Source organism: Nostoc sp. DedSLP04, assembly GCF_034530775.1.
Taxonomy (GTDB): Bacteria; Cyanobacteriota; Cyanobacteriia; order Cyanobacteriales; family Nostocaceae; genus Nostoc.
Genome location: NZ_JAVRCL010000088.1, coordinates 1 through 25364 on the forward strand (window position 1 = coordinate 1; position 25364 = coordinate 25364).

The window sequence follows — 25364 nt, forward strand, 5'->3', positions numbered from 1 at the left end:
TTCTCCCCATACTACACTCATGAATCAGTATTTCTGCAAAAATGGGATGCTCCCACTAATACTGTGGAACCTTCATGGCCAATGACGCCGATGGGTAGGTTAATATTTCCGAGAAAGTTGCCGACTAAAAGCAACATAATGAAACTCAACGCTACAACTATATTTTGTTTTACTATGGCTTGCGATCGCCTGCCCAAATGTATCGCTACAGCAATTTTTTCTAACCTGTCTGCCATCAGTACGATATCTGCGGTTTCTAATGCCACATCACTACCGGATACTCCCATTGCTATACCCACAGATGCTTGTGCTAAAGCTGGCGCATCATTTATCCCATCGCCTACCATTGCCACAGTTTGATATTGTTGCTGTAAACGGCGGATAATATTCAGCTTATCTTCTGGTAGAAGTTGGGCATATACCCGATCGATTCCTACTGCTTTGGCGACACTGTGAGCAGTTTCCTGATTATCGCCGGTTAACATGACAATTTGTTCAACTCCCAATTTCTTCAAGCGGGTAATGGTTGCGGCGGCTTCCGCTCTTACTTCATCTGCAAGAGCAATTACACCCATCACCTCTGCTCCCCTCCTCGCTTGCGGGGAGGGGTTGGGGGTGGGGTTCTTTGCTACCCAAACTACAGTTTTACCTTCTTGCTCCCAAGATTGAGCCATTTTTCGCAATTCATCAGGTAAATTTGTGACATACTGCTGTACAAAAACAGCATTACCCACAATTATTTGTTGTTCTTGAGCAATTCCCACAATTCCTTGTCCCGGTATGGCTTGCACTTGGATTGCATCAACCAAATCCAAATCGCCCTTCGGGTTCAACAGTTTCGACTCGACTGGAACCGCCTTTCCTTCTCTTCGAGAGGCTGCGCCAACGGAACGCTTCGCGAACGCGGAGCGTCTCGCAGAGAAGACTCGAACTGTTTCACCAGCCGCTTGTACAATTGCCTTACCGATGGAATGTTCTGAATATGATTCCACGCTAGCGGCAACTTTTAACACATATTGTTGCGTGTATTCACTAATTGAAAATACCTGGAATACCTGCACCTGTCCTGTTGTCAGAGTACCAGTTTTATCAAATGCGATCGCTCGGACTTTGCCAATCTTCTCTAACTGCGCCCCATTTTTAAACAAAATTCCCTGTCTTGCACCGTTGGCAATTCCCGAAAGCAGCGTGGGCATAATTGCAGCCATCAGCGCGCAGGGAGAAGCTACCACAAGGAAAGTAAGAGCGCGATAAATTGTTGTTTCCCAATCCCATCCCCAAAGAAATGGCGGTAAAGTTGCCAGTAATATTCCGGCTACTACAATGACTTTGGCATATCCTTTCTCAAAGCGATCGATAAACTCTTGCGAAGGTGGTGCTTCTGTCTTTGCTTGTTCTACTAAACGAATTACACGCTGGATTAAACTGCTTTGGGCTGGTTTGTGTACCTTAATCTGCAATGCACCATAGCCGTTGAGCGTGCCGGCAAATACTTCTGCGCCCACTGTTTTCTCTACAGGTAAAGACTCGCCTGTAATTGCAGCTTGATTGAGGGTACTGTAACCAGATAAAATTATCCCATCAGTAGGAATTAGCTCTCCAGGTTTGACAACAATTTCATCACCCACCTTTAACTGACCGATCGGAATTTCTTCTTCTCTTCCCTGAAGTAAAACCCTTGCTGTATCTGGTGTTAAACTCATCAAACTGCGGATACTCCGCTCAGTTCGCTGCATTGCATAGCCTTCTAATGCGCCACTGATAGCAAAGATCAAAATCAAAATTGCCCCATCAATAATTAAATGATATTCTCTTCGCCATAAGCCGAGGCTAGCAGCACCAATGGCGGCGACAATCATCAGCAAATCGACATCGAGTTCTTTTTCTTTGAAGAGGGTAGTCAATCCTTCCTGCGCACTTTCATAACCGCCAATTATATAAGCGGCGGGTAGTAACAGGAACGCGCATCCCAACCAACCGAGATGCAAGGCGAACCATCCGAGAAATAATAGGAATCCACACAAAAGGGCGGCTACGGTATCTGCGTGTTCTCTGGTGAATTGGCCCAAACGTTGGGGGTAGAGCATGAGAGGTGATATTAATAAGGACTCTCTCACGCTAAACCTTGACATTGATGTTAATGTCAAGCTTGATAATGATTTTGAAACGCAAAGGGTCGCTGAGGGAAGCGCAGAGGTACGCAGAGTTAAATTTTGATCTGTGTTGTTTTGGAGTAAATTATGAATGCTGGTTGCTTAACTATTAAGGAACTTACGGAAGCGGTTGGTGGAGGTTTAACTCCGCGGATGGTGCGCCATTACCATCAGTTGGGACTGCTACCGCAACCAGTGCGATCGCCAAGCAATTACCGTCTCTATACCAAAAAAGATGTTCTCCGGTTGCAACGGATTGTCGCACTCAAACAGCAGGGGTTTCAGCTAAACCATATTCGCAATATTTTGGAAGTGGAACCAGAAGCCGACACAACGGTTAACCTCATGGGACAACTTCAGCAGCAATATCGCGCGGTGATGCAACAAATTTCTCAACTGCGACAAACTGCATCAGCATTAGAAGGATTATTGGGGCGCGATCGCCATTGTCAAATTATCCAGGCGGAAGTTTTGGCGCAACTGAAGTTACTCGATGTTGAAACTCAAGCTGGATTGGGAGGATTGGAAAATCTCTGGAGTGGTTTGGATGCCGAAATTCATACCCACTCGGAAGCTTTTACTGAATCGCTACAACGCTTACTACCTGATTTGTCTCACCGTTCGGAAATTGAACAGCATTTAATTTCTCAGTTGGTTTTGGCTTGTGGCGATGTCAGTTTAGTATCGTTTGTGAAATTGAGTCGAGATGCGATCGCCGCTAGTCGAGAAGCTTTATCTGCAAGTTGTGAAATTGTTGTCGATACTCAAACGGTTGCTGCTGCTTTAGATCGAACCCGATTACTTCACTTGGGATGCCGCACCGAAACCTTGATTGATAACCCCCATATTACCACCGCCACTGAAGCAGAACTCGCCTTTTGGCAGCATCGAGAATGGCGAACAAAATTGCAGCAAGTAAGTCAGGGTTGTGTGTTGGTAGTTGGTTATGCCCCCTCAGTACTTTTGGAAGCTTGTAAAGGAATCGCAAACCAAAAAATTCAGCCTGCATTAGTAATTGGAATGCCCATTGGCTTTAGTCATGCTCCCGCAGCCAAGCGACAACTGATGCAACAAGGGATACCTTATATTACAGTTGAAGGCACTTTGGGAGGTGGCGCATTAGCTGCAACTGCCCTAAATGCTTTGGTGGAGTCACTAATAGATAAGCCAGATTGTCATTGTTATCTCAAATAAGTGCTGAACAATAAGTATTCATTTAAGACAGTCTCAGTGAAACGAGTTTCAAAAGCCTTGCATGAAAAAGCACTCAACACTTAGCACATAGAACTCATAACTCAGCACTCATAACTCATAACTCATAACTCAGACTCAGCACTACTAAAAATAATATTGTTAAATAATATTGAATTTGCTACACTTTACCAGTTTTAGTAATTCAATAATTCATAATCGCGGTCATAAACTACCAACTTGTGTATGAGAGGATGTTTGAAAAGTCATGATTGATGTATTAAATATTTTTTACCCCACCCTAACCCTCCCCTTGTAAAGGGGAGGGAACTGGATTTTTGGTTTCCCCCAATGTATCGGGGGATTAAGGAGGGTAATTTTAATCACAGCCAACCACTTTTCAAACAACCTCTAAGTTGCAATATAACTTAGAAGAATTTATAGTAAACAGACTTTGGCAATTAGAGTATAAATTATCATGCTATCCAAGCTAGAGCGAAGTATAAATCAGCATAAGTGCTTTAAAGTAATTAGAACTAAAGATAACTCAGATGTATAATTAGCCCGTCTCCTCCATAATCTTTATAAAGATCGCGATTTAGGACTGGCAGGCTTTCTATTTTTTACTTTAATTAAGGGGCTTATGTGGCAACAAGAAAAAAAAGATACTTTGATAGTCAGACTGTTATTATGGGTTGCCTTAGCTACAACCCCGATGGCAGCATCTCTGGTGGTATCAGCTCCGATGCTGGCACAATCTACACCTGAAGCTACCTCTTCGCCACTGCCACAAACAGTGCAGAATGAACCGATAGTGCGGATTGACGGTTCCAGTAGCTTGAGTGCAATCAACCAAAGCCTGAAAGAAAGTTTTGAAAAACAGTTTGTCGGTAAAAAGGTTGAAGTTGCTGCTAACGGCACTGAGAAAGCGCTGAAAGATTTGCTAGATGGCAAAATCGATATAGTCGCAATGGGGCGCGGGTTAACGCCAGCAGAAAAAGCTCAAGGACTAGAGCAAGTTCGTTTGCAGCGTGAGAAGATTGCGATCGTGGTTGGTGCAGAGAATCCTTTCAAAGGAAGCTTGACTAGTAGGCAATTCGCCCGGATTTTTCGGGGACAAATTACAAATTGGTCACAACTGGGAGGGCCTTCAGCCAAGATTCGGTTCATCGATCGCCCGAACACGAGTGAAACTCGCAATACTTTTCGTACTTATCCAGCCTTCAAAACTGCTGAATTTGCTACAGGTGCTAATGCTACCCAAGTAAGTGACGATAATACCGCAGAAATCATCAAACAACTGGGCAAAGACGGTATCAGCTATGTGTTAGCTAATCAGGTATCGAAGTTGAAAGATGTGCGAGTTCTGCAATTACATCAAGCCTTGCCAGCTGATGCGAGATATCCCTTCTCGCAACCTTTAGTTTACGTTTACAAAAAAGATCAGAGTTTAACCACAGTAGATTTTCTTGGCTTTACCCTAGCACCCGCAGGACAGCAGGCTATAGAAAAAGGTAGAACTGCCGAAGCCGAGGCGATCGCAGCCAGCGTCTTACAACCTGTTGCAGCTTCTCCAGGTGTCCAAACGACACCAGCGCCTACGCCTTCCCCTAGTGCCACTAGTTCTGCATTTGGCGAACAGCCCTTTGTGGCTGCACCTACACAAAGCGCTCCAATTGTAAATAAAGAAACACCATTGTGGTTGCTGCTACCTGTCTTTTTTATAACTGTAGGTGGCTCTGTACTATGGTGGATTCTCAAAAAACCCCCATTGCCCCCTGAGGAAACAGACAATTTACCAGAATCAAATCCTCATCCACCCAATGGAGAAACGGCGGCGCTCGATCCCAGCACAGTTTCCTCCCTGAATGGAACGACGCTGGAGGAACAAGCAGTACCGGACTTTCAAGAGCAAGAAAACCCCGATCGCACTCCTTTCAACATCTACGCTCAAACACAATCCGATCTGGATCAAAATGCTACTCAGCAGACAGCAAATTTAGTACAAGAGACAAGTAATGGTACTTCTAACCTCTATGAAGGTGCGACATCGAGCGTAGCGAATGGCTCAGAAAATAACAATTTGGGAGCCGCAGCTTTAGGTGGTGCGGCTATAGCAACAGGTATCGGGGCGGCTACCTGGTCTACCTTTAACAACAAAGAAAGAGAACCAAATGCAACTGATGAGACATCCGAACTAAATAATTATACGGAGACATACACTCCTGAGTCTGATGAAATTGCATGGGATATAGAAGCTCCGGCGGCTGTAGTAAATACTTCATATCCTTACCCAGGTAATATTCCAGAAGAGTTGTCTGATGTGGAACTGCCTTCATCTGAGGTGACAGCCCCACTCCCGGAATTACCAGATGTGCCACAAGCATCATCTGATTTTGGATACTGGGACACAGCAATTAGTGAAGATCGGGCAGACGAGGAACTTCAGGCAGAATTGAATTGGCTAGAGAGTATCACCTCAACTGAAGATACAGCCTCAGTTGATGAATTGCCTTTAGTGGAATCTGACGAAACGACAGCCGATGTGGAAGCATTAGAGACAGATACATCCTCACTGCTCGATTTACCGGAATTTCCAGAAGATGTATTGAGTAAAGATGCATTGAATGTGGTAGCGGACGCAGCCGAACCCGCTTTCAGTTGGCCAGAGTCAGAACTTCCTGCCGAGCCGGCTGTTGAAGAAGCTAACTCCACAGATTTGGGCGCAGCCGCAGCTTTAGCAGCAGGCGCGGGAGTTGGCGCTTGGGCTAGCACTTTCGGAGCGGATGCTCCAAATGAGACGATCGCAGCCGAAACAGCTAGTGGTTTGGTTGATGCTGATGAAGAAAGTAGTATTGTGCTCACACCGCATACTTATACATCGGCTCATGTCTCTTGGGAGATTTCCCCAGCCAAGAAAGCAGAACTGTGGCAACAAGGCGGTACTCAATTGGCAGTGCGGCTGTATGATGTGACTGGCATTGATTTGAGTTATCAAACTCCGCAGCTGGTGAAGCAGTATGAATGTGCAGAGACAGCACACGATCGCGTTGTCGAAATTCCCCAGAGCGATCGCGACTACATCGCTGAAATTGGCTATCTCGCTTATGGCGAACACTGGTTACTCATCGCCCGTTCTGCAATTGTTCGTGTCTTCAGTCCTGTGAATCCAGAACCCATAGTTGATGATGTGGCAATGGCAGGCGAAACAGCTATTGGTTTGGTAGATACTCAAGAAGAAAGCAGTATTGTCCTCACACCAGATACTGATGGATCGGCTCATGTCGCTTGGAAGATTCCCGAAGCCAAGAAAGCAGCCCTGCGGCAACAAGGCGGCTCTCAATTAATCGTGCGACTGTATGATGTAACTGGCATTGACTTGAGTTATCAAACTCCGCAGCTGGTAAAGCTGTATGAATCTGAAGAAACAGAAAACGACGGATTGGTGGACATTCCCCAGAGCGATCGCGACTACATAGCTGAAATTGGCTATCTTGCTGATGGCGATCGCTGGTTATTCATCGCCCGTTCTGCGATCCTTCATGTCTTCGGCCCTGTGAATCCAGATCCCGTAGTTGATGATGTCGCAATTGCGGATAAAACAGATGTTGATTTGGTAGATGTCGAAGAAGAAAGCAGTATTGTCCTCACACCCCGCACTTTCCAATGGGCTGAAGTCTCTTGGGAGATTTCCGAAGCTAAAAAAGCAGCACTGAGACAACAGGGCGGCTCTCAATTGGTAGTGCGACTGTATGATGTAACTGGAATAGACTTGAGTTATCAAAATCCTCAGTTTGTCCAGCAGTATGAATGTGAAGAGACAGCACACGATCGCTTTGTAGAAATTCCCATCAGCGATCGCGATTACATAGCTGAAATTGGCTATGTCGCTGATGGCGGTCGCTGGTTATTCATTGCCCGTTCTGCGATCGTTCGTGTCTTTAGTCCAGTGCCTACGGAGCCGACAACAGATTCCACTGTTGAAAATGTTGTACCATTAGTCAGCGAAACCGCTATTGGCTCGGCAAATGTAGAAGCAGAAACTACCCCAGAAGAAAGTAGTATTGTCCTCACACCCCGCACTCCCAAGTGGGCTTATGTCTCTTGGCACATTTCCAAAGCTCAGTCTGAAGCACTACAACAACAGGGCGGTTCTCAATTAGCAGTGCGGCTCTATGATGTGACTGGCATTGACTTGAGTTATCAAAGTCCCCAACTTGTCCAGCAGTATGAATCTGAAGAAGTAGCACGCGATCGCTTTGTGGCGATTCCGGTGAGTGATCGGGATTACATGGTTGAAATTGGCTATATTGCTGATGGCGATGCCTACGGCGGTGAACTACGTTGGTTACTCATCGCCCGTTCCGCTAACGTCCGGGTTTTCAGTCGTCCCCACGGAGATTTTTGGTTCGTGGCTGATGCTGAGTTAATTATTCACGGAGCAACTCAACCAAATACCAACGTAAACATTGCCGGCCATGCCATCAAAATCAAACCCGATGGTACTTTCCACCTACGTCTTCCCTTTTCAGATGGTTTAATGGACTATCTCATAACGGTAGCTGCTGATGGGGAATCCACAAGAACTATTCATAAGAAGTTCTCTCAGGAAACTTCCGAAAGCTAATAAGCTAAACCACATCTAGTTTGCATAATCTGAAATTGTACATTTCTTGTGGGGTGGGCGTCTCGCCCGCCCAATATATGCAAGTTAAATGTGGAACAGTTTATTACCTTGAGTTATCTCCTCTAACCCGAATGGCACTAACAAAAGCCCAAAAGCTTATGTCGTCTTGTTCCCAGCCTAGAGGCTTGAGAATGTATCTAAAGTGGGCTTCTGCCTCTTGTCAAGCTACTGGAGGCAAAGCCTCACAGAATGGGTTAACAGCCTCTAGGCTCTTAACCAGTTAGAGCAAGGGCTGTATATTTATTAGTGCCATTCTCCTCTAAACCAATTCTCCCTTTTCAGGGGTGTAGGAAGGGGGGATTTTATTATGCCAACTTTCGTTTTCATCCCTGTTAGGGGAAATGATTATAATACGATTCGATTAAGGTTTTTTGATGAAAATTATAGATCGCAAAAATGTGATAAATCATCACAAAGACACGATTCATCGCGTATTGTAGAGACGGCGATTCATCGCGTCTGTATATCAAAACGGCGGTTCATCGCGTCTGTATATCAAAACGGCGATTCATCGCATCTTTTGCTCTAGAAAAATTTCTTGAGCTAGACATTTTCTAAATGCTAACTTCTACAGGTGACACAGGATTTGGAGCGTTTTTTTAACTATGAAACATAGACATAAAGTAGCTTTTAGCTTAACATCGCTGATTGGTCTTAATTTAATCTCTAGCTTAGTTGTATTTGATGAGGCGAGCGCCGCGCCACCGAGAACCCCAGACAAAAGTGTAAATTGTGAGATTTTAGTTGTGGGTGGTGGACTTTCTGGTGTAGCCACAGCTTATGAGGGTTTGCTAGCAGGGCGAACAGTTTGTCTGACGGAAATTACAGACTGGCTGGGAGGACAAATTTCTGCTCAAGGAACATCTGCGTTAGACGAACGCCCAACTCAACGAGCTTTAAAATTCTATTCTCGCGGCTATCTGGAATTACGAAATCGGATTGGGCGTAAATACGGTAAGCTTAACCCCGGTGACTGCTGGGTAAGTGAATCGTGTTTTCTTCCGCATGATGCTCACGCCATTTTGACCCAGATGCTTAAAGATGCCGAAAAGCAGGGCAAAGGAAAATTGCAATGGTTTCCCAACACAGTAATTAAGGATTTGGAAATCGCTGCTGATGGCAAAATAATTAATAGTGCGATCGCAATTCAACATCAACCACCAAAAGGCGCACCACCTCTCAATACTTTTACGTTATCTCAAAGTATTGAAGATTCTTATAGCTACGAAAACTCGTCTCGGTTTACCAAAACGATTGTCCGTTTCATCCCCAAAGTAGTGAAAGAGGATGCTCCTAAATGGTATGTCGTAGACGCTAGCGAAACCGGAGAAATTATCGCCCTTGCTGATGTTCCTTACCGATTAGGTATTGATGCTCGTTCTTACCTAGAACCTTCTGCTTCCAGCGCTAATAATGACCCCTATTGTCCTCAAGGTTTTACCTACACCTTTGCAATGGAGTCCACCAAGGAACCGCAACCGCAGACAATGCCTGCATTTTATCCCCAATATGCGCCATATTTCAGCTATGAATTAACGCGACTGGCTAGCTTTGATTTAGTTTTTACCTATCGTCGCATCTGGAGTCCAAATAAAGGGAAACCAGAAAAATTCGGCGGTGTAAGTTTTGATGCTCCTACACCAGGGGATATCTCGATGCAAAACTGGACTTGGGGTAACGACTACCGCCCCGGAACAGCCCAAGATAACCTAATTTATACCCGCCAACAATTACAAAGTACTGGACAGTTAGAACCAGGGGGTTGGATGGGAGGACTGCGGACAGAAACTCTCCGCAAGGCTGAGGAAAATGCTTTATCTTTTTATTACTGGCTGGTAGCTGGGACTACAGATTCTCAACTAGGGGATAGTGTTAAGAAGCCGCAAACTAATAACCGCTTTGTTTCCGGTTTAAATTCACCAATGGGGACAGCGCATGGTTTATCAAAATATCCCTATATGCGAGAAGGACGGCGGATCGTTGGCCGCCCCAGTTGGGGACAAGCTGAAGGCTTTGGGATTGGGGAAATTGATATTTCCCGCCGAGATTATAATGATGAGTATTACTCCAAGACTCTGCCAGCAGATATGTATCGTCGGCTACGAGCAGCAGTTGCAGGTTTAGAAGCAATATCAGTAATTGACGGTAAAATTCCACCAGACAAAGCAATGCGACGGACTCGTTCTACCATTTTCCCCGATGCTGTGGGTATTGGTCACTACGCCATAGATTTCCATCCTTGCATGGTGAATAGTCCCGCAGAAGCCCCTGGAAACACAGAACGTCCCGGCGAAAGACGTGGCGCAGGTCAAGCTTACCCCTTCCAAATTGCTTTGAGGGCAATGATTCCCCAAAAAATTGATAATTTGCTCGTAGGTGGTAAAAGTATTGCAACTAGTCATATTGCTGCTGCTGCCTATCGAGTACACTCATTTGAATGGTCGGCCGGCGCAGCTGCGGGAACTGTAGCTAGTTTTGCACTCAAAAATGCGATCGCACCTTACCAACTAGTCGATGATTTACCTAAACAAGAGCCACAACTAGAAGCACTCAAACGGCTTTTGCAACAAAATGGCAACCCTACAGCCTTCCCAGATACATCTATTTTTAACGAAAACTGGGATAATTGGAAATAGGGACTGGGGACTGGGGACTGGGGACTGGGGATTGGGAACTGGGGACTGGGGACTGGGGACTGGGGACTGGGGATTGGGAATAGGGGATTGAATTCTTACCAATACACAATACCTTTACTCTTAATATCAAGTCCGACGATCGCTTGTAATAAGATTTATCATGTAGGTTGGGTTGTAGCAAGATCCCCGTAGGGGTACGGCAGTGAAATCCAACATCAACAGGGATCAAATGTTGAGTTTCGTTCCTTAACCCAACCTACAAATATTACAAGTGTTTAAGCAAACCTGATATAACTACCTAACTCTTAACTCCTAACTTCCCAATCCCCAATCCCCAGTCCCCAATCCCCAATCCCCAGTCCCCAATCCCCAATACCCAGACAATAAACTAAACTAATTACTTGTAGTGTAGTTTTGTAAAATTATCTTGACCAATTGTTTTATGGTTATGACACTTTCAGCAGATGTTTACGGGATGTCCACAGCACCAACTATAGCTCCTGAACGGTCTAATCAAGTTATCCGTAAGACTTATCCGAATTACAAAGTGATTGTATTAAACGATGATTTTAATACATTCCAACACGTGTGTGAATGTTTGATGAAATATATTCCGGGAATGAGTGGCGATCGCGCGTGGGATCTGACTAATCAGGTACACTATGAAGGTCAAGCGATCGTCTGGGTCGGGCCCCAAGAACCTGCGGAACTGTATCACCAGCAACTGCGCCGAGCAGGTTTGACAATGGCACCTCTAGAAGCAGCTTAATTATTATGGGCAAACCCTCCGTAGATCCCCTGCGCACGGCTTCTCTACGAGACGCTACGCGAACACAAAAAGCTGCCAGACTGGTATGGAATCACTCAACACACCTTTCTGGTCTTATCCCCATTTTAGAACGTCTTTGTCAGCAGGATGGTATCCAAACTGTGACGCCGGGAGTGATTGGGCGGTCAAAAGGTCATTGTCCAAAAATGCAACTACGCGTCTCAGTACCTATTCGCGGCGGCTATAAAGTAATTGCGCGGCAGGGGAAAACGGTACAAGAGGTCTTTATTTTAACAACTTTGTCCCAAGATCAACTAGAAGCTGCATTAGCGATCGCTATGAGATGTTAATCATACCCAATGCCCCATGCCCCATGCCCCATACCCAATAACTATTCCTCAACTCGATGTACTGCAAATTTGTGTAGTGGTAGACTAACAATACAAGAAAAAGTTAAGAAATATGACAGAGCCGTAGTTATTTTCAAAGTCATGACTACAGATTCCCAGCCAGGTAAAACTATTTTTTCGATGCCAAAAGCTACACAGTAAACTAGCCAGTAACTAAAGCTCATTCTAAACAGAATTCGCTCTGTTTCTTCCATCTCATTTGTTTGCTGCTTACCATCCCACAGTAACAACAGTCCAATAATGCAAGCGACAAAGGAAACAGCAACTACAGATTCGTGACAAAATATATTTAACGAATGCATTTGTGTTTATTCCTACATTTTTTCAATTGAAACTCAGTCTAAAGGAATATTCCTTGCAGATATACAAATTATTTACAAACCTCAATAGAATAAAAACTGCTGAGTGAAAAATCTAACTTGCAACTCAGCACTCGTAACTCGATTAACCTGCAACCCTAGTTGCCAAAATTGAAGCATTTGCAACAATTGCTCTTTCATGTATAAGAAAGGTTTAAGTCTTTCTAAGAAATATATAAGCAATTGCTGGAAAGGTTTAATACTTTGCAACAATCGTTCCTTCATATATAAGAAAGGTTTAAGTATTTCCAAGAAATATATAAGCAATTTCTGGAAAGGTTTAATACTTTGCAACAATTATTCCTCCATATATAAGAAAGGTTTAAATGATTGCAGCAATTGTTGTAATTAACTTATAAATTAATCTTACTTAAAAAATCAATCAAAATCTTTTAAGTAAAATTAACTGCCCTCATCCCCCAACCCCTTCTCTCGTTCCCAGTCGGAGACTGGGAACGAGGAAAATTACCCCACCCTAACCCTCCCCTTATAAAGGGGAGGGAACTAGATTTTCTTGTTTCCCCCCTTGTAAAGGGGGGATTAAGGGGGGTAATTTGACTTGTATGTACACCGTAGCCCAATTTATAAGAGACATTTAGGGCGAAGGCTTTTGATAAACATAATTTTGCGCCACTTTCCAATAGCGCGAGAACCGTTTCAAGTCAATATAGCCGTCATAGCCAAAAAACGGTTCTACCTCTAACACTTCCACTGCTATAGAACGCTCCATTTGATTACAGATATCATCAAACCTGGGACTGGGACTATTGGCTGTGACAACTAAATTGGCATCATGTTCTTGAGCAAAAGCTAAAATTTCTTGTGCCACATTGCCACGGCGAATAACAACAGGTAACTCTAGCAAACATTCGTAGATAAAAGTCAGACGTTTAAGACTCAATTGCCATTCTTCTATCAAAGCCTCGTCCCAAACCCAGATAGCTGGAACATCCGAGTATTTGTGTAATGCGGGATTATTTGGACTGAGGCAATCTCCATGTACCCAAACAATTGGTTTAGTCATTTGTCATTTGTCATTTGTTATGGGGCATTTGTTATGGGGCATTGGGCATTGGGCATTGGGCATGGGGCATTGGGCATTGGGTATTAGACAATAATTAATAGTTCTTCTTCCCCTGCTCCCCCTGCCCCTCTGCTCCCCCTGCCCCTCTGCTTCCCCCACTCCCCCTGCTCCTCTTCCCTTTTTTATCACGCTGCCAACTTTGGCTATTAGGTTGTTTGCTAAATTCGCCTTTGGGAAAAAGTCGCTGTTCTAATTCTTCATAGCTACCTTCAAAATCACAATGACCGTAAAGGGGACATTTCTCACAATAAATCCCTTTGGTGTAGCGTTCTAAGTTTTCACGGTTGAAAAAATACGGTTTCTGACTAAAGGTGCTAGCAACCCACTGCCATGACATATTATTACTAGCAGGATCTCCATCTAAAAGATGCTCAAGAAACCATTTGGCTCCAGCTTGCCAACGAATACGCCGCCAATGGACAATATAAGCCGCTAGCCACATTCGGGCGTGGTTATGTAGATAACCAACTTCTCTCAAATCATGACTGAAACTGTCAATGCAAACCCTGCCTGTACTTCCTTCTCTAATATCTTGCGGGAATTCGGGTGCATATTCGTCCACAGTATAACCAGTTTTGTACTCTTCTTGGTCTTTCCAGATTTCATCCCCCAACTTCATATACAACCGTTGCCAGTAGTCGCGCCAACCTAATTCGTTAATTAGTTTCGTAGCATCCTCTTGTTGCTGTACGTGATTGAGGACATAATCTCGAATTTCTCGCAAACTCAAAACGCCATAGCGGATGTAAGGTGAAAGACGCGTGATAGCACCTGCGAAAAAATTACGTGTTTGGGCGTAGCGAAGGGGGTCGATCTTTTGCAGCGCTGTTTCTGCCGCTTTGCGTCCCCCCACAGTTTCGCTGATGTGGTTATCGCGTTCTGCTGCACCTGGGAATTGTTCGAGCAGGTAGGCTACCAACTCATCGCGGTTGGTAAATTCGCGTTGCATATCTTTAGGCATTATCAGCAAATTATGAATGGTTACGTGCGTAGGCGATCGCTCAATATATGTACAATTCTAAAGCGATATCCACGACGAGTTACGCTTACACAATCTCTCACATCCCATGATGAGCAACATTCCCCAAGTCGGACAACCAGCGCCAGATTTCTCCACTCCTGATCAAAATGGCAATTTAGTCACTCTCGACGACCTCAGCAGTCAGTGGGTTGTCCTCTACTTCTACCCCAAAGATGATACACCGGGCTGTACCACCGAAGCGAAAGATTTCAGCGAGTTGTATCAAGACTTCAGCGCACTGGGAGCAAAAATCTTAGGCGTAAGTCCAGATTTGGGTAAATCCCATTGTAAATTTATCAGCAAACATAACTTGGCGATCGCCCTTTTAAGTGACCCAGAACATCTTTTAATCGAAGCCTACGGCGCTTGGCGATTGAAAAAATTTATGGGTAAAGAATATATGGGTGTTGCTCGGTCAACTTTTCTAATTTCACCGGATAAAATTATTGTCTATACTTGGCCCAACGTAAAAACCAAAGGTCATGCTCAAGCAGTTTTAACTAAATTACAGGAATTGGCAGCCACGTAAAATTCCAAGTGAGTCAAATTGGTCAAATCAATGTGGAAACCAGTAACGTTATCATCAAAGTAACAACTCAAACTGTTAGATAGTAGTATATTCAGTTGAATAATATTATGGTTAAAGCCATTCAAGCGCATAATGTCAGCCTTGCTGATTTAGAAGCAAAGTTTGGTCTGAAACAAGCGGAAAATGAAGATTTTTTTACAGAGTGGTTTGACACTCTTCCAGAAATCACAGATATAGAAAAGCAATATCTAGACAGGGTGAAAACTAATTTTATGAGATTGGTAAAACACCCACCGCTTTTAGAAAGTGCAGTTAAGATGATAGTGCTATCTCCTTTATTAGACTTGGCAGGATTCTATCAAGAGCCATTTTTTATCGCTACTGAAGAATCTATTGAAATTGCCTTGGAAGATGAAGAAGAAATTATTAGAGGACGTATTGATGTTCTAGTTATTCAAGAAAAGTTGTGGTTGTTAGTCATTGAATCTAAAAGGGCTAGTTTTTCTCTTTTAGAAGCCATACCCCAAGCACTGGCTTATATGTTGTCTAATCTTAGTCAAGATAAACCTGTTTTTGGATTAGTAACAAATGGTAGTGATTTTATTTTTCTGAAACTTATCAAAGAGAATCAGCTAAAGTATGCTATGTCTGACCAATTTACACTTTTGAGACGAGAAAGTGAACTGTACCAGGTTTTAAGTGTATTAAAAAAACTGAGTAAGGTTTTGAGTTAATAATTATGTCTATTCGTTCTATATACATTGATTCCCACGCTACTACACCCGTAGATGAACGAGTATTAGCAGCAATGATTCCCTACTTCACAGAAAAATTTGGCAACCCAGCAAGTATCGGTCATGTTTATGGTTGGGAAGCAGAGGCTGCTGTGAAGCAAACGCGAGAAATTTTAGCAGCAGCAATCAACGCCACACCAGAAGAAATTGTCTTTACGAGTGGTGCAACAGAAGCAAATAATTTAGCTATTAAAGGTGTTGCGGAAGCTTATTTTAAAAAAGGTCAGCATATTATTACTATTGCCACTGAACATAGTGCAGTTCTCGATCCTTGTAATTATTTAAAAAGTCTTGGTTTTGAAATTACTATTCTCCCTGTCCAAAAAGATGGATTGATTAATTTAATTGAGTTAAAAAAAGCTTTCCGTCCTGAAACGATTTTAGTCTCGGTGATGGCTGCAAATAACGAAATTGGCGTGTTACAGCCTTTGGCAGAAATTGGGGAAATGTGCCATGAACACCAAATCCTATTTCACACCGATGCCGCCCAAGCTATTGGTAAAATTCCCTTAGATGTGCAAGCGATGAAAATTGACTTAATGTCTCTAACAGCACATAAAGTATATGGGCCCAAAGGCATTGGAGCGCTGTACGTTCGCAGACGCAACCCCAGAGTACAACTGGCTCCCCAGCAGCACGGCGGCGGACATGAGCGGGGAATGCGTTCTGGTACATTGTATACACCGCAAATTGTCGGTTTTGGCAAAGCTGTAGAAATCGCTTTGGCTGAACAACCGACAGAAACCCAACGCCTCACCCAATTAAGGCAAAGATTATGGGAACAGCTATCGCAAGTTGAAGGAATTCATCTCAACGGACATCCTCAACAGCGATTGGCGGGAAACTTGAGTATCAGTGTTGAGGGAGTGGATGGAGCCGCGCTTTTGCTAGGATTGCAGCCAGTAATGGCAGTTTCTTCTGGTTCAGCTTGCTCGTCGGCAAATACTGCTCCTTCCCATGTTCTCACAGCCTTGGGACACCCTCAACAGCTAGCTTATGCCTCCGTGCGGTTTGGCATTGGCAGGTTTAATACAGAAGAGGAAATTGATATTGTGGCAAAACATGCGATCGCTACCATTCAAAGTTTACAAAATAAACGGTAAGAACCAAATGGTACTAACATAAGCCTAAAGTCTTGTGTTGCCTCTGGTCAAGCCACTGGAGGCAGAGCCTCCGAGAATCGATTCCCAGCCTCCAGGCTGGGAACCAGTTAGAAGTGTAGCAGTGCTAGTAGGTCTCTTAGGTTTTAGCAAACCTCTGCAACTTTTCTTCCATACCCACATTGCCCTGTAAGCCGCCTGTGTGTACTAGCAACAAGCGATCGCCTCTACAAAAAAATCCCTGCTGTAGTAAATCCATCACTCCGTAAAACATTTTGGCGGTATATACGTAATCGAGAGGTACGCCATGTTCCTGTGTGAACTGTTGGCTGAACAGTAGTAACTCATCGTTCACCTTTGCATAGCCGCCAAAGTGGTAATCACATATTAATTCCCAGGAAGCGGGAGAATTATATGGTGTGGGTAAATCAGAGGCGAGGTAATTTGTCAATAAACTTTCGATTTCTGGTGCAAGAAATGCGCCATTTTTCAATACGGGAAAAGCGATCGCTCTTTGTCTTTCATGCAACGAAAGCGCAATACCTGCTAGTGTGGTGGCTGTACCGCAGGCTACGCATATATGATTAAAGGCGATCGTCGCATCACTAACTATTTCTGTGCAGCCGCGCACACCATTTAAATTACTCCCGCCTTCGGGAATGATAAACACCTCACCAAAACTTTGTCGCAGATATTCCTGTAGTGCTGGTGTGTTGCGCTGTCGATACATTTCGCGGTTTAGATACACAAGCTGCATACCCTGTTGTACAGCAAAACCTAGCGTTGCGTTTAATGGTAGCCTCTCCTCTCCACGAATTACGCCAATGGTGCGAAAACCGAAAAGATTACCAGCCGCCGCAGTTGCATAGATGTGATTGGAATAAGCGCCGCCAAAGGTTAGCACTGTTGTGAAATTTTTCTTTTTGGCCTCTAAAAGATTGTATTTCAGCTTAAACCATTTATTGCCGTTAACCCACGGGTGCATGAGATCCAGACGCAGCACATACAGTTCAACACCAGTGTGACGGGCGATTTCGCTGTTGATTTGTTGTAGAGGAGGAGTAATAAAGGTTAACGACATCTGTCAAGATTCTAACTTAGAATTTGCATTTTCTCACGTTCATTATCGAATATAAAAATAATGATAAACATTGAGTAATTCAATGGTTAGTCAATCAAGATGATGAATAAATCTTTCTAATGATTAGCTTTAGAAATTGGCATTTTACTAATTGAGTGTTTCAGGTAAATATAAGAAACAGAACACTCGCTCCAGATAATATTCTTTTGGAGAAAAGAAATGATTGCACTCACACAGCTTACTCAAGTTATTTCCAATCCTGGACGTTTGACGATTGAAACTGTCGAAATTGCTCCTCAAACGACTGCTATACGTTGTCTCGATTGGGATAGAGAACGTTTTGATATCGAGTTTGGTTTACGGAATGGTACAACCTATAATTCTTTCTTAATTCAAGGGGAAAAAGTTGCCTTAGTTGACACATCTCACCGCAAGTTTGAGCAATTATATCTTGAGGTAGTGATGGGATTAATCGATCCAACTAAGATAGATTACTTGATTATTAGCCATACAGAACCAGACCATAGTGGCTTAGTGAAAGATATTTTAGAATTAGCTCCTTCTATTACTGTTGTTGCTGCAAAGGTAGCTATTCAATTTTTAGAAAATATGGTTCACCAGCCTTTTAAATCAATGCAGGTGAAAAGTGGAGAACGCTTAGATTTAGGCAACGGACACGAACTAGAATTTATCTCTGCACCTAACTTACACTGGCCTGACACAATCTTGACTTATGACCATAAAACTTCCACACTCTACACTTGCGATGTGTTTGGGATGCACTACTGTGATGACCACACTTTTGATGAAAATATCACCTTACTTGAGGAGGATTTTAAATATTACTATGATTGTCTCATGGGGCCGAATGCCCGGTCTGTTTTGGCAGCTTTAAAGCGGATTGAAAAGTTAGAAATAGCAACTGTTGCTACAGGACATGGCCCTTTATTACAAAACTATATCTCCGAATGGCTGGGACGATATCAAAACTGGAGTTTAGAACAAGCAAAAACAGAGACTTTAGTAGCTCTATTTTATATTGAAGATTATGGGCATAGCGAACATTTAGTCCGTAACATTGCACATGGATGCGCAAAAACAGGTGTAGCAATAGAATTAGTAGACCTCAATAGTGCAGAACCTCAAGAAGTTCGAGAATTAGTTGCACAAGCTTCTGGTTTAGTAATTGCAATGCCACCCCAATCTTCGGTAATGATTCAAGCTGCTTTAAGTACAATTTTGGCTGCTGTTCATAAGAAACAAGCAATTGGTTTATTAGAGTCAGGAGGGGGAGAAGATGAACCAATTTACCCGTTACGCAATAAGTTTCAAGAACTGGGATTAACTGAAGCTTTTCCACCTATTTTAGTGAAGGAAATTCCTACCCAAGCAACGGAACAACTTTGTGATGAAGCGGGGACAGATATGGGTCAATGGTTAACCCGCGATCGCACCATAAAACAAATCAAATCTATCAATACCGAGCTAGAAAAAGCTTTAGGGCGGATTACCACAGGATTATACATTATCACTGCCAAAAAAGGAGAAATTCAGAGTGCGATGTTGGCTTCGTGGGTGACACAAGCCAGTCTTGAGCCTTTGGGAGTAGCGATCGCAGTCTCCAAAGATCGGGCAATTGAATCCTTGATGCACGTTGGCGATCGCTTTGTTTTAAATGTTTTAGAAGAAGGCAAATATCAAGGATTAATGAAACATTTCCTCAAGCGTTTTGCTCCTGGCGCAGATAGATTTGCTGGAGTGAAAACATATCCAGGTAAAAATGAATCGCCCGTTTTAGCTGAAGCTTTAGCTTACATGGAATGTGAAATTACTAGCCGTATGGATTGTGGAGATCATTGGGTAATTTATAGCACAGTCCAAACTGGAAGAGTTGCCAACTTACATGCACTTACAGCCGCCCATCATCGCAAAATTGGCAATCATTACTAAATTGTCATTTGTCATTGGTCATTTGTCATTTGTCATTGGTCATTGGTCATTTGTCATTAGGCTCCTCTGCTCCCTACAGACGTGATTCATCGCGTTTCTACCCACTCTTGTACAGGCGTGATTCATCGCGTCTCCTAAAAACTATGTATAAATCTGTTGAAAATACCCCGATTACGATGTACGAAATTAATCGTGGGCGCGTTGTCCGAAGCTTGGAATTTATCCAAGATGTAATTGTAATTTCTTTGTGTATCGGTTTATTTAGCTTCATGGTGCTTCAGGTGAGAGATATGTTTCTCTCCTTACTTCCACCTTTAGATTTTCATGCTGTTACTGCCGATATTCTCTTTTTACTTATCTTAGTTGAGCTATTCCGACTGCTGATTATTTACCTACAAGAACATCGAGTATCTATTGGAGTAGCTGTTGAAGTTTCTATCGTTTCCGCATTGCGAGAAGTCATTGTTAAAGGTGTTTTAGAAACAAGTTGGAGTCAAGTTTTAGCAACTTGTGCCTTTTTATTAGTGTTAGGAGTTCTACTATTCCTGCGAGTTTGGCTACCCCCAACTTTTGAAGGTATCGACCCGGAACAAGAAGTATCTAAACGCTATAGAAGCCGAGCAAAGTCTGAACTAACACAAACCAATGGTCATTAAAAATAGGAAGTAGGCTTGCCGTGAGCGTAGTCGAACGGAAGTGGGTAGAGATGCGATTAATCGTGTCTGAATCTTCTGTTATGCCCAATGACGGCAGTTGCTCCACTTGGTGAGCGAGTCCGGTCTTGTTGTTTCAACAAAGAGGAACTCGCTCTCCCGTTGGGGGAGACCCCATCGCCCTTGGCGTCTCCCCTTGGGAGAAGACCGCACTGCCTCCCCAATGCCCAATGCCCAATTCCCAATTCCCCATTATTAAGAGAGGTTATTATGTCTGCTGCCACATTAATGCCCAACCATAGCAGAGATGTACAAGTTGCTGAAATTGGTAAAAATACTCTGATTTTACGATCGCGGACTTGGGACAGATTAAAATTTGAAGTTGAATATTCCCGCCAACGGGGAACTACAGCGAATTCTTATCTAATTCAAGCTGATAAAAAGGCTTTAATTGACCCTCCCGGCGAGTCTTTTACCGAAATTTACCTTGAGCAACTAGCACAACATCTAGATTTCATCTCTCTCGATTACATTGTTCTCAGTCATGTCAATCCGAACCGCAGAGCAACCTTACAAGTATTACTCTCTCTGGTTCCTCAAGCCACTCTCATTTGTTCTCGTCCCGCCGCCAATGCTCTCAAAACTGCCTTTCCCGAATTTGAATCACCTATTCAAGCGATGCGATCGCAAGATACTCTAAATTTAGGACAAGGACATCTTCTATCATTTATCTCCGTACCAACTCCCCGGTGGGCGGATGGACTTTGTACCTACGATGCTGCTACAAAAATTCTCTACACAGACAAACTTTTTGGCGCTCATATTTGCGAAGATACTTTGTTTGATGAAGATTGGAAGGGTTTAGATGCGGAACGTCGTTACTATTTTGAATGTCTCCATGCACCCCAAGCTAAACAAGTCGAAGTAGCTTTAGATAAAATATCGGTTTTGGGAGCCAGATGTTATGCCCCAGCACACGGGCCAGTTGTCCGTTACAGCCTCAGCCGTTTTACTTATGATTACCGTCAATGGTGTCAAGGACAAAAATCTCAAGAATTGAGTGTCGCTTTGCTCTATGCTTCTGCTTATGGAAATACAGCAATTCTGGCAAATGCGATCGCTCAAGGTTTGATCCAAAATGGAGTTAATGTAGAATCAATCAACTGTGAATTAGCCGATTCTGCGGAGATTAACCGCATTGTAGAAACCTGCGATGGCTTGATTATTGGCTCACCCACTTTAGGCGGCCATGCACCAACTCAAATTCAAACTGCTTTAGGAATAGTTCTCTCAGTGGCGGCTAAAACTAAGTTAGCAGGGGTGTTTGGTTCTTATGGTTGGAGTGGTGAGGCGATAGATTCAATAGAAAGCAAGCTCAAAGATGCTAATTATCAATTAGGATTTGAAACAATTCGAGTACGTTTCAGTCCGACTCCTGAGATTCTTCAGCAGTGTCAAGAAGCAGGTGCTTTGTTTGCCCAAAACTTGAAGAAAACTAAAAAACTGCGTTCTTCTCGCCACATTGTCACAGAAACCCATGTAGATCGTACAGAACAAGCGGTGGGGCGGATTGTTGGTTCTCTTTGTGTTGTGACAACTCGTGATGAAGAAACTCACAAAGGGGTTTTAACTTCTTGGGTATCTCAGGCAACTTTTAACCCGCCGGGAATTATGATTGCGATCGCTAACGAGCAAAATGCAGAGTTAATGCATCATCCTGGCGATAAATTTGTGCTGAATATCCTCAAAGAAGGAAGAAATGTCCGACGTTATTTTTCTCGTCATAGCACTTTGGGCGATAATCCCTTTGCAAATCTTGACACAAAAACTGCTGATAATGGTTGTTTGATTTTGAATGAGGCATTAGCCTATTTAGAATGTACGGTGCAAAATCAACTTGAATGTGGCGATCGATGGTTAATTTATGCCGTCATCGATCGCGGTGAAGTGTTAGAAAATGATGGTGTCACGGCTTTAGAACATCGGAAATCTGGCAGCTATTATTAATCTGACTTTTTATAGTATGTAGAAAACCTCTCTCTAAATCTCTCTCCTAAAAGGAGAGAGACTTTGAATTTTCCCCCTTCCCGCGACGAGTTGGCGGTTAGGGGGTTAGGTTTTTCGTGGGCTTTCCTAAATAACGTGAAAAGTCAAGTACACACAAGTCTTTTAAAGTTGCAATGGCATTGTTTCGACTGACAATGCCATTGTTTTGATCGACAATGACATTGTTTCACGGGATCTGGAAAACCTCACTTTCATTCCTCTCTGCTCTTAAGACTACGGTGTACACACAAGTCTTGCCGCAGCCATATCTTTATTAATAAATCTCGCACTACGTTTCTATTTTGCCTCTGATTTTTTTCATGCATCTCCCTTTAGTAGTTTACTATCTTGAAACGGCTAGTATAGCTATTATGAAAAGCACAAACTTCATTTTGCGAGAGGGAAGGATTGAAGATGCTCATGAGTGCGGTTCAATCTCTTACCAAGCGTTTAAGATCCTCGATGAACGATATAATCTTACCACAGACTGGGCTTCTCCTGAAGCTACAATTAAATCGTTTTCGTCTCTACTTAAACGTCAAAATGTTTACTCGGTTGTAGCGGAGCTAGATGGACATATTGTGGGCAGTAATTTCCTCTGGAATAATGGGGCAATTGCTGGAATTGGGCCGCTATCTGTTAACCCCATAACGCAAGGACGTTCAATTGGTAGGCATCTCATGCAATACGTCTTAGATTACGCACGGCAGCAAGAGTTTGCAGGTGTCAGATTAGTGCAAGCTGCTTATAATAGTAGTTCATTATCCTTATATACTAAACTCGGATTTCGTGTGCGAGAACCGCTTGCAGTCCTAAAAGGTACGGCGCTTCAACTTGAAGTTTTAGGCTATGTGGTTCGTAAAGCAACCGCAGCAGATATCGATATCTGCAACCAACTCTGTTTTCAAGTTCATGGTCATGTTCGCCAGATCGAATTACTTGATGCAATTGAGCAGCAAACGCTTACAGTAGTTGAACATAACGGTTGCATTACAGGATACATAACTGTACTTGGCTTGGATGGACACGCAGTTGCACAAAGTAATCAAGACCTCAAAGCACTACTGAGCGCTGCAACAGCAATTTCCGAATCAGGATTTCTCTTGCCAACGCGCAATACTGAGTTATTGCGCTGGTGCTTAGAGAAAGGATTGCACATAGTTCGACCAATGACATTGATGAGTATGGGACTGTACAACGAGCCAGTAGGCGCATTTTTACCTTCAATACTCTATTAAATTGCCTATTGCTGCAACCACTAAACTAAGTCAGCACATTTGTAACAATGGTCAACAAAGTGCAAATGTCGGAATAATTCAGGGTTATCTGAAGCCTCTGAAAAGACTAAATACCGTAATACACGTTTTGGTTGATTTGTATAGTGCGTAAGTCCTAGATTGTTTCGCCTGACAATATAGCATTTCCTAGTCTGCTGAGGTACAAATCTCTGCGTACCTCTGCGCTACGCCAGTTGCTACAACGCGGGGAACCCGCGCAACGCACTGGCTTAACTTTGCGTCCCTCTGCGTTTCAAAATATTATCTGTACATCACTTAACTGGGAATCGCTATCAACTCATTATTGATTGCACGAACGATCGCGTTATATATTTTAATATTATCAAAAATTTATTTCTTATAATCTTAGATAATACTTTAATGTTATTTTTATATACCTCAAAAGCAAAAACTTTAAAAGTGTTTATTTTTGTAAAAAATATATGGTAAAGTACCACTTATCAAAACTATAGTGTATCTATAAACTTTAAGTAGTTTAAAAATTTCAAAAAGTAGTTTTTCAAGCAATGAAGTCTTTCCTAACGACTAAGTAATTGTTAAAATTGCAATTTTGAACTTGATAAAAGCTGCAACTACTCTAAGCCCATACATTGGCTTAGATATTATATGAATTACGTACAAAGAAATTTTGTACGGCAGCAATTCGCGTATTTAATCGGGAAACTTTCAGCAAACAGAGTATTTAATTCTTGATAGCTTGCTTTAGCAAGTTAGCTTTAGCTTGTGAATAATACAGTATTCGCAACAAACAGTGGTGTTTTCTTTTGTGTGTGAGGAACGGGTGTGAATTACTACAAGTTAATGTGTACCAAAAAAGTCAGTTGGCTGTGCTTACTTACTGCTTTAATTTCGCTGGGTGCATCTCCTGCAACTGCTCAATCAATTGCTGAAAATTATGTAAACAATTTTGAGAGCGCAGACAAAGACAACAGTAGCGGAGTTTCAACTAATTTTAATTCTTTAGAATCGAATGCGATCGCTCAAGTAAACTCAGTATCTCAATTATCTGATGTTAAGACAACAGATTGGGCTTTTCTTGCACTGCAATCGGTAGTGGAACGTTACGGTTGTATTGTAGGATATCCTGACAGTACTTATAAAGGAAATCGTGCCTTAAGCCGTTATGAATTTGCTGCGGGATTGAATGCTTGCTTAGATAGAATCAACGAATTGATTGCTACTAGTACTGGTGATTTAGTTAAGAAAGAAGATTTAACTACTCTCCAAAAACTTCAAGAACAATTTGCATCTGAACTTGCAACATTGCGTGGTCGAGTAAATGCCTTAGAACCTCGCACAGCTACCTTAGAGAAACAACAGTTTTCTACCACAACTAAACTTAATGGCGAAGCAATTTTTTCTTTGTCCACAGCGACAGGTGGAGAACCAGGCAGCCAAGATGCTAAATTAGCCTTCAATAATCGCGTCCGGCTCAATCTTACCAGCAGCTTTAACGGCAGTGATTTGTTGATTGTTGGACTTCAAGCTTACAATTTCAGATCGAGCGGTTCATTTTATGAAAGAGGAACCATTCAAGGTCAATTACTGGGGGAAGAGCTGGCGAAGCTGTCAGGAAGTGCAAACTAAACTGTTTAGTTTAAAA

The 25364-nt window shown here is 42.9% G+C and carries 17 protein-coding genes and 2 pseudogenes; 13 read left to right on the top strand and 6 right to left on the bottom strand.

Going from position 1 to position 25364, the window contains the following annotated elements; all coding sequences use genetic code 11:
- Positions 1-17: 17 nt before the first annotated feature.
- Positions 18-2087 carry a heavy metal translocating P-type ATPase gene (locus tag RMX89_RS31690; protein WP_322691731.1) on the bottom strand — a complete coding sequence of 690 codons (2070 nt, stop codon included), beginning with the start codon at positions 2085-2087 and terminating at the stop codon, positions 18-20.
- A gap of 153 nt (positions 2088-2240) precedes the next feature.
- On the opposite strand from RMX89_RS31690, the gene RMX89_RS31695 reads away from it, so the two are divergent.
- The 5 genes from RMX89_RS31695 to RMX89_RS31715 all read left to right on the top strand — a co-directional run bounded on the left by RMX89_RS31695 (position 2241) and on the right by RMX89_RS31715 (position 11786).
- Complete coding sequence (locus tag RMX89_RS31695) at positions 2241-3347, top strand: precorrin-8X methylmutase (RefSeq protein WP_322691732.1); 1107 nt, start codon at positions 2241-2243, stop codon at positions 3345-3347.
- Positions 3348-3987: 640 nt separating this feature from the next.
- Positions 3988-7971, top strand: a complete 3984-nt coding sequence (locus RMX89_RS31700) for a DUF4912 domain-containing protein (RefSeq protein ID WP_322691733.1) — start codon at positions 3988-3990, stop codon at positions 7969-7971.
- A gap of 665 nt (positions 7972-8636) precedes the next feature.
- Positions 8637-10667, top strand: coding sequence for an FAD-dependent oxidoreductase (locus RMX89_RS31705; RefSeq protein ID WP_322691734.1), 2031 nt, complete (start codon positions 8637-8639; stop codon positions 10665-10667).
- Positions 10668-11109: 442 nt separating this feature from the next.
- Positions 11110-11436, top strand: coding sequence for an ATP-dependent Clp protease adapter ClpS (gene clpS / locus RMX89_RS31710; protein ID WP_292738203.1), 327 nt, complete (start codon positions 11110-11112; stop codon positions 11434-11436).
- A 5-nt stretch (positions 11437-11441) separates the two neighbouring features.
- Positions 11442-11786 (top strand): DUF2103 domain-containing protein, encoded by a 345-nt coding sequence (locus RMX89_RS31715; RefSeq protein ID WP_322667710.1) that lies wholly within the window; start codon positions 11442-11444, stop codon positions 11784-11786.
- 41 nt (positions 11787-11827) lie between these two features.
- Here the strand turns inward: RMX89_RS31715 and RMX89_RS31720 are convergent, their stop codons facing one another.
- The 3 genes from RMX89_RS31720 to RMX89_RS31730 all read right to left on the bottom strand — a co-directional run bounded on the left by RMX89_RS31720 (position 11828) and on the right by RMX89_RS31730 (position 14250).
- Positions 11828-12148 carry a hypothetical protein gene (locus RMX89_RS31720; RefSeq protein ID WP_322673634.1) on the bottom strand — a complete coding sequence of 107 codons (321 nt, stop codon included), beginning with the start codon at positions 12146-12148 and terminating at the stop codon, positions 11828-11830.
- A gap of 652 nt (positions 12149-12800) precedes the next feature.
- Positions 12801-13229 carry a hypothetical protein gene (locus tag RMX89_RS31725; RefSeq protein ID WP_322674086.1) on the bottom strand — a complete coding sequence of 143 codons (429 nt, stop codon included), beginning with the start codon at positions 13227-13229 and terminating at the stop codon, positions 12801-12803.
- A 94-nt stretch (positions 13230-13323) separates the two neighbouring features.
- Positions 13324-14250: an FAD-binding domain-containing protein gene (locus RMX89_RS31730; protein ID WP_322691735.1), complete on the bottom strand. Its 927-nt coding sequence runs from the start codon at positions 14248-14250 to the stop codon at positions 13324-13326.
- 109 nt (positions 14251-14359) lie between these two features.
- Between RMX89_RS31730 and bcp the strand changes: the two genes are divergently transcribed.
- From bcp to RMX89_RS31745, 3 genes are all read left to right on the top strand, one after another.
- Positions 14360-14839: a thioredoxin-dependent thiol peroxidase gene (bcp, locus tag RMX89_RS31735; protein ID WP_322691742.1), complete on the top strand. Its 480-nt coding sequence runs from the start codon at positions 14360-14362 to the stop codon at positions 14837-14839.
- A gap of 107 nt (positions 14840-14946) precedes the next feature.
- Positions 14947-15573: a type I restriction endonuclease gene (locus RMX89_RS31740; RefSeq protein WP_322691736.1), complete on the top strand. Its 627-nt coding sequence runs from the start codon at positions 14947-14949 to the stop codon at positions 15571-15573.
- Between the two features lie 5 nt (positions 15574-15578).
- Complete coding sequence (locus tag RMX89_RS31745; protein WP_322691737.1) at positions 15579-16736, top strand: IscS subfamily cysteine desulfurase; 1158 nt, start codon at positions 15579-15581, stop codon at positions 16734-16736.
- Between the two features lie 136 nt (positions 16737-16872).
- On the opposite strand, the gene RMX89_RS31750 is transcribed toward RMX89_RS31745, so the two are convergent.
- Positions 16873-17814 carry a 1-aminocyclopropane-1-carboxylate deaminase/D-cysteine desulfhydrase gene (locus RMX89_RS31750; RefSeq protein WP_322691738.1) on the bottom strand — a complete coding sequence of 314 codons (942 nt, stop codon included), beginning with the start codon at positions 17812-17814 and terminating at the stop codon, positions 16873-16875.
- 219 nt (positions 17815-18033) lie between these two features.
- On the opposite strand from RMX89_RS31750, the gene RMX89_RS31755 reads away from it, so the two are divergent.
- The 4 genes and pseudogenes from RMX89_RS31755 to RMX89_RS34640 all read left to right on the top strand — a co-directional run.
- Positions 18034-19764: a diflavin flavoprotein gene (locus RMX89_RS31755; RefSeq protein WP_322691739.1), complete on the top strand. Its 1731-nt coding sequence runs from the start codon at positions 18034-18036 to the stop codon at positions 19762-19764.
- 143 nt (positions 19765-19907) lie between these two features.
- The gene (locus RMX89_RS31760; protein WP_322674095.1) at positions 19908-20420 is read left to right on the top strand and encodes a phosphate-starvation-inducible PsiE family protein; all 513 of its coding nucleotides are present in this window, start codon (positions 19908-19910) and stop codon (positions 20418-20420) included.
- A 267-nt stretch (positions 20421-20687) separates the two neighbouring features.
- Entirely contained in the window at positions 20688-22424 is a 1737-nt protein-coding gene (locus RMX89_RS31765; RefSeq protein WP_322691740.1) for a diflavin flavoprotein, read from the top strand.
- A 410-nt stretch (positions 22425-22834) separates the two neighbouring features.
- Positions 22835-23257 (top strand): annotated as a pseudogene (locus tag RMX89_RS34640) (GNAT family N-acetyltransferase); the annotation flags it as partial.
- A gap of 259 nt (positions 23258-23516) precedes the next feature.
- On the opposite strand, the gene RMX89_RS34645 reads toward RMX89_RS34640, so the two are convergent.
- Positions 23517-23678, bottom strand: a complete 162-nt coding sequence (locus RMX89_RS34645) for a hypothetical protein (protein ID WP_416212018.1) — start codon at positions 23676-23678, stop codon at positions 23517-23519.
- 884 nt (positions 23679-24562) lie between these two features.
- Here RMX89_RS34645 and RMX89_RS31775 point away from each other — a divergent pair.
- Positions 24563-25265 (top strand): annotated as a pseudogene (locus tag RMX89_RS31775) (iron uptake porin); the annotation flags it as partial.
- Positions 25266-25364 lie beyond the last annotated feature (99 nt).

Bases quoted from the DNA above. Each gene is read 5' to 3' on its own strand.
- RMX89_RS31690 (WP_322691731.1), bottom strand. From the start codon at position 2,087: ATGCTCTACCCCCAACGTTTGGGCCAATTCACCAGAGAACACGCAGAT.
- RMX89_RS31695 (WP_322691732.1), top strand. From the start codon at position 2,241: ATGAATGCTGGTTGCTTAACTATTAAGGAACTTACGGAAGCGGTTGGT.
- RMX89_RS31700 (WP_322691733.1), top strand. From the start codon at position 3,988: ATGTGGCAACAAGAAAAAAAAGATACTTTGATAGTCAGACTGTTATTA.
- RMX89_RS31705 (WP_322691734.1), top strand. From the start codon at position 8,637: ATGAAACATAGACATAAAGTAGCTTTTAGCTTAACATCGCTGATTGGT.
- clpS (WP_292738203.1), top strand. From the start codon at position 11,110: ATGGTTATGACACTTTCAGCAGATGTTTACGGGATGTCCACAGCACCA.
- RMX89_RS31715 (WP_322667710.1), top strand. From the start codon at position 11,442: ATGGGCAAACCCTCCGTAGATCCCCTGCGCACGGCTTCTCTACGAGAC.
- RMX89_RS31720 (WP_322673634.1), bottom strand. From the start codon at position 12,148: ATGCATTCGTTAAATATATTTTGTCACGAATCTGTAGTTGCTGTTTCC.
- RMX89_RS31725 (WP_322674086.1), bottom strand. From the start codon at position 13,229: ATGACTAAACCAATTGTTTGGGTACATGGAGATTGCCTCAGTCCAAAT.
- RMX89_RS31730 (WP_322691735.1), bottom strand. From the start codon at position 14,250: ATGCCTAAAGATATGCAACGCGAATTTACCAACCGCGATGAGTTGGTA.
- bcp (WP_322691742.1), top strand. From the start codon at position 14,360: ATGAGCAACATTCCCCAAGTCGGACAACCAGCGCCAGATTTCTCCACT.
- RMX89_RS31740 (WP_322691736.1), top strand. From the start codon at position 14,947: ATGGTTAAAGCCATTCAAGCGCATAATGTCAGCCTTGCTGATTTAGAA.
- RMX89_RS31745 (WP_322691737.1), top strand. From the start codon at position 15,579: ATGTCTATTCGTTCTATATACATTGATTCCCACGCTACTACACCCGTA.
- RMX89_RS31750 (WP_322691738.1), bottom strand. From the start codon at position 17,814: ATGTCGTTAACCTTTATTACTCCTCCTCTACAACAAATCAACAGCGAA.
- RMX89_RS31755 (WP_322691739.1), top strand. From the start codon at position 18,034: ATGATTGCACTCACACAGCTTACTCAAGTTATTTCCAATCCTGGACGT.
- RMX89_RS31760 (WP_322674095.1), top strand. From the start codon at position 19,908: ATGTATAAATCTGTTGAAAATACCCCGATTACGATGTACGAAATTAAT.
- RMX89_RS31765 (WP_322691740.1), top strand. From the start codon at position 20,688: ATGTCTGCTGCCACATTAATGCCCAACCATAGCAGAGATGTACAAGTT.
- RMX89_RS34645 (WP_416212018.1), bottom strand. From the start codon at position 23,678: ATGCGCCTACTGGCTCGTTGTACAGTCCCATACTCATCAATGTCATTG.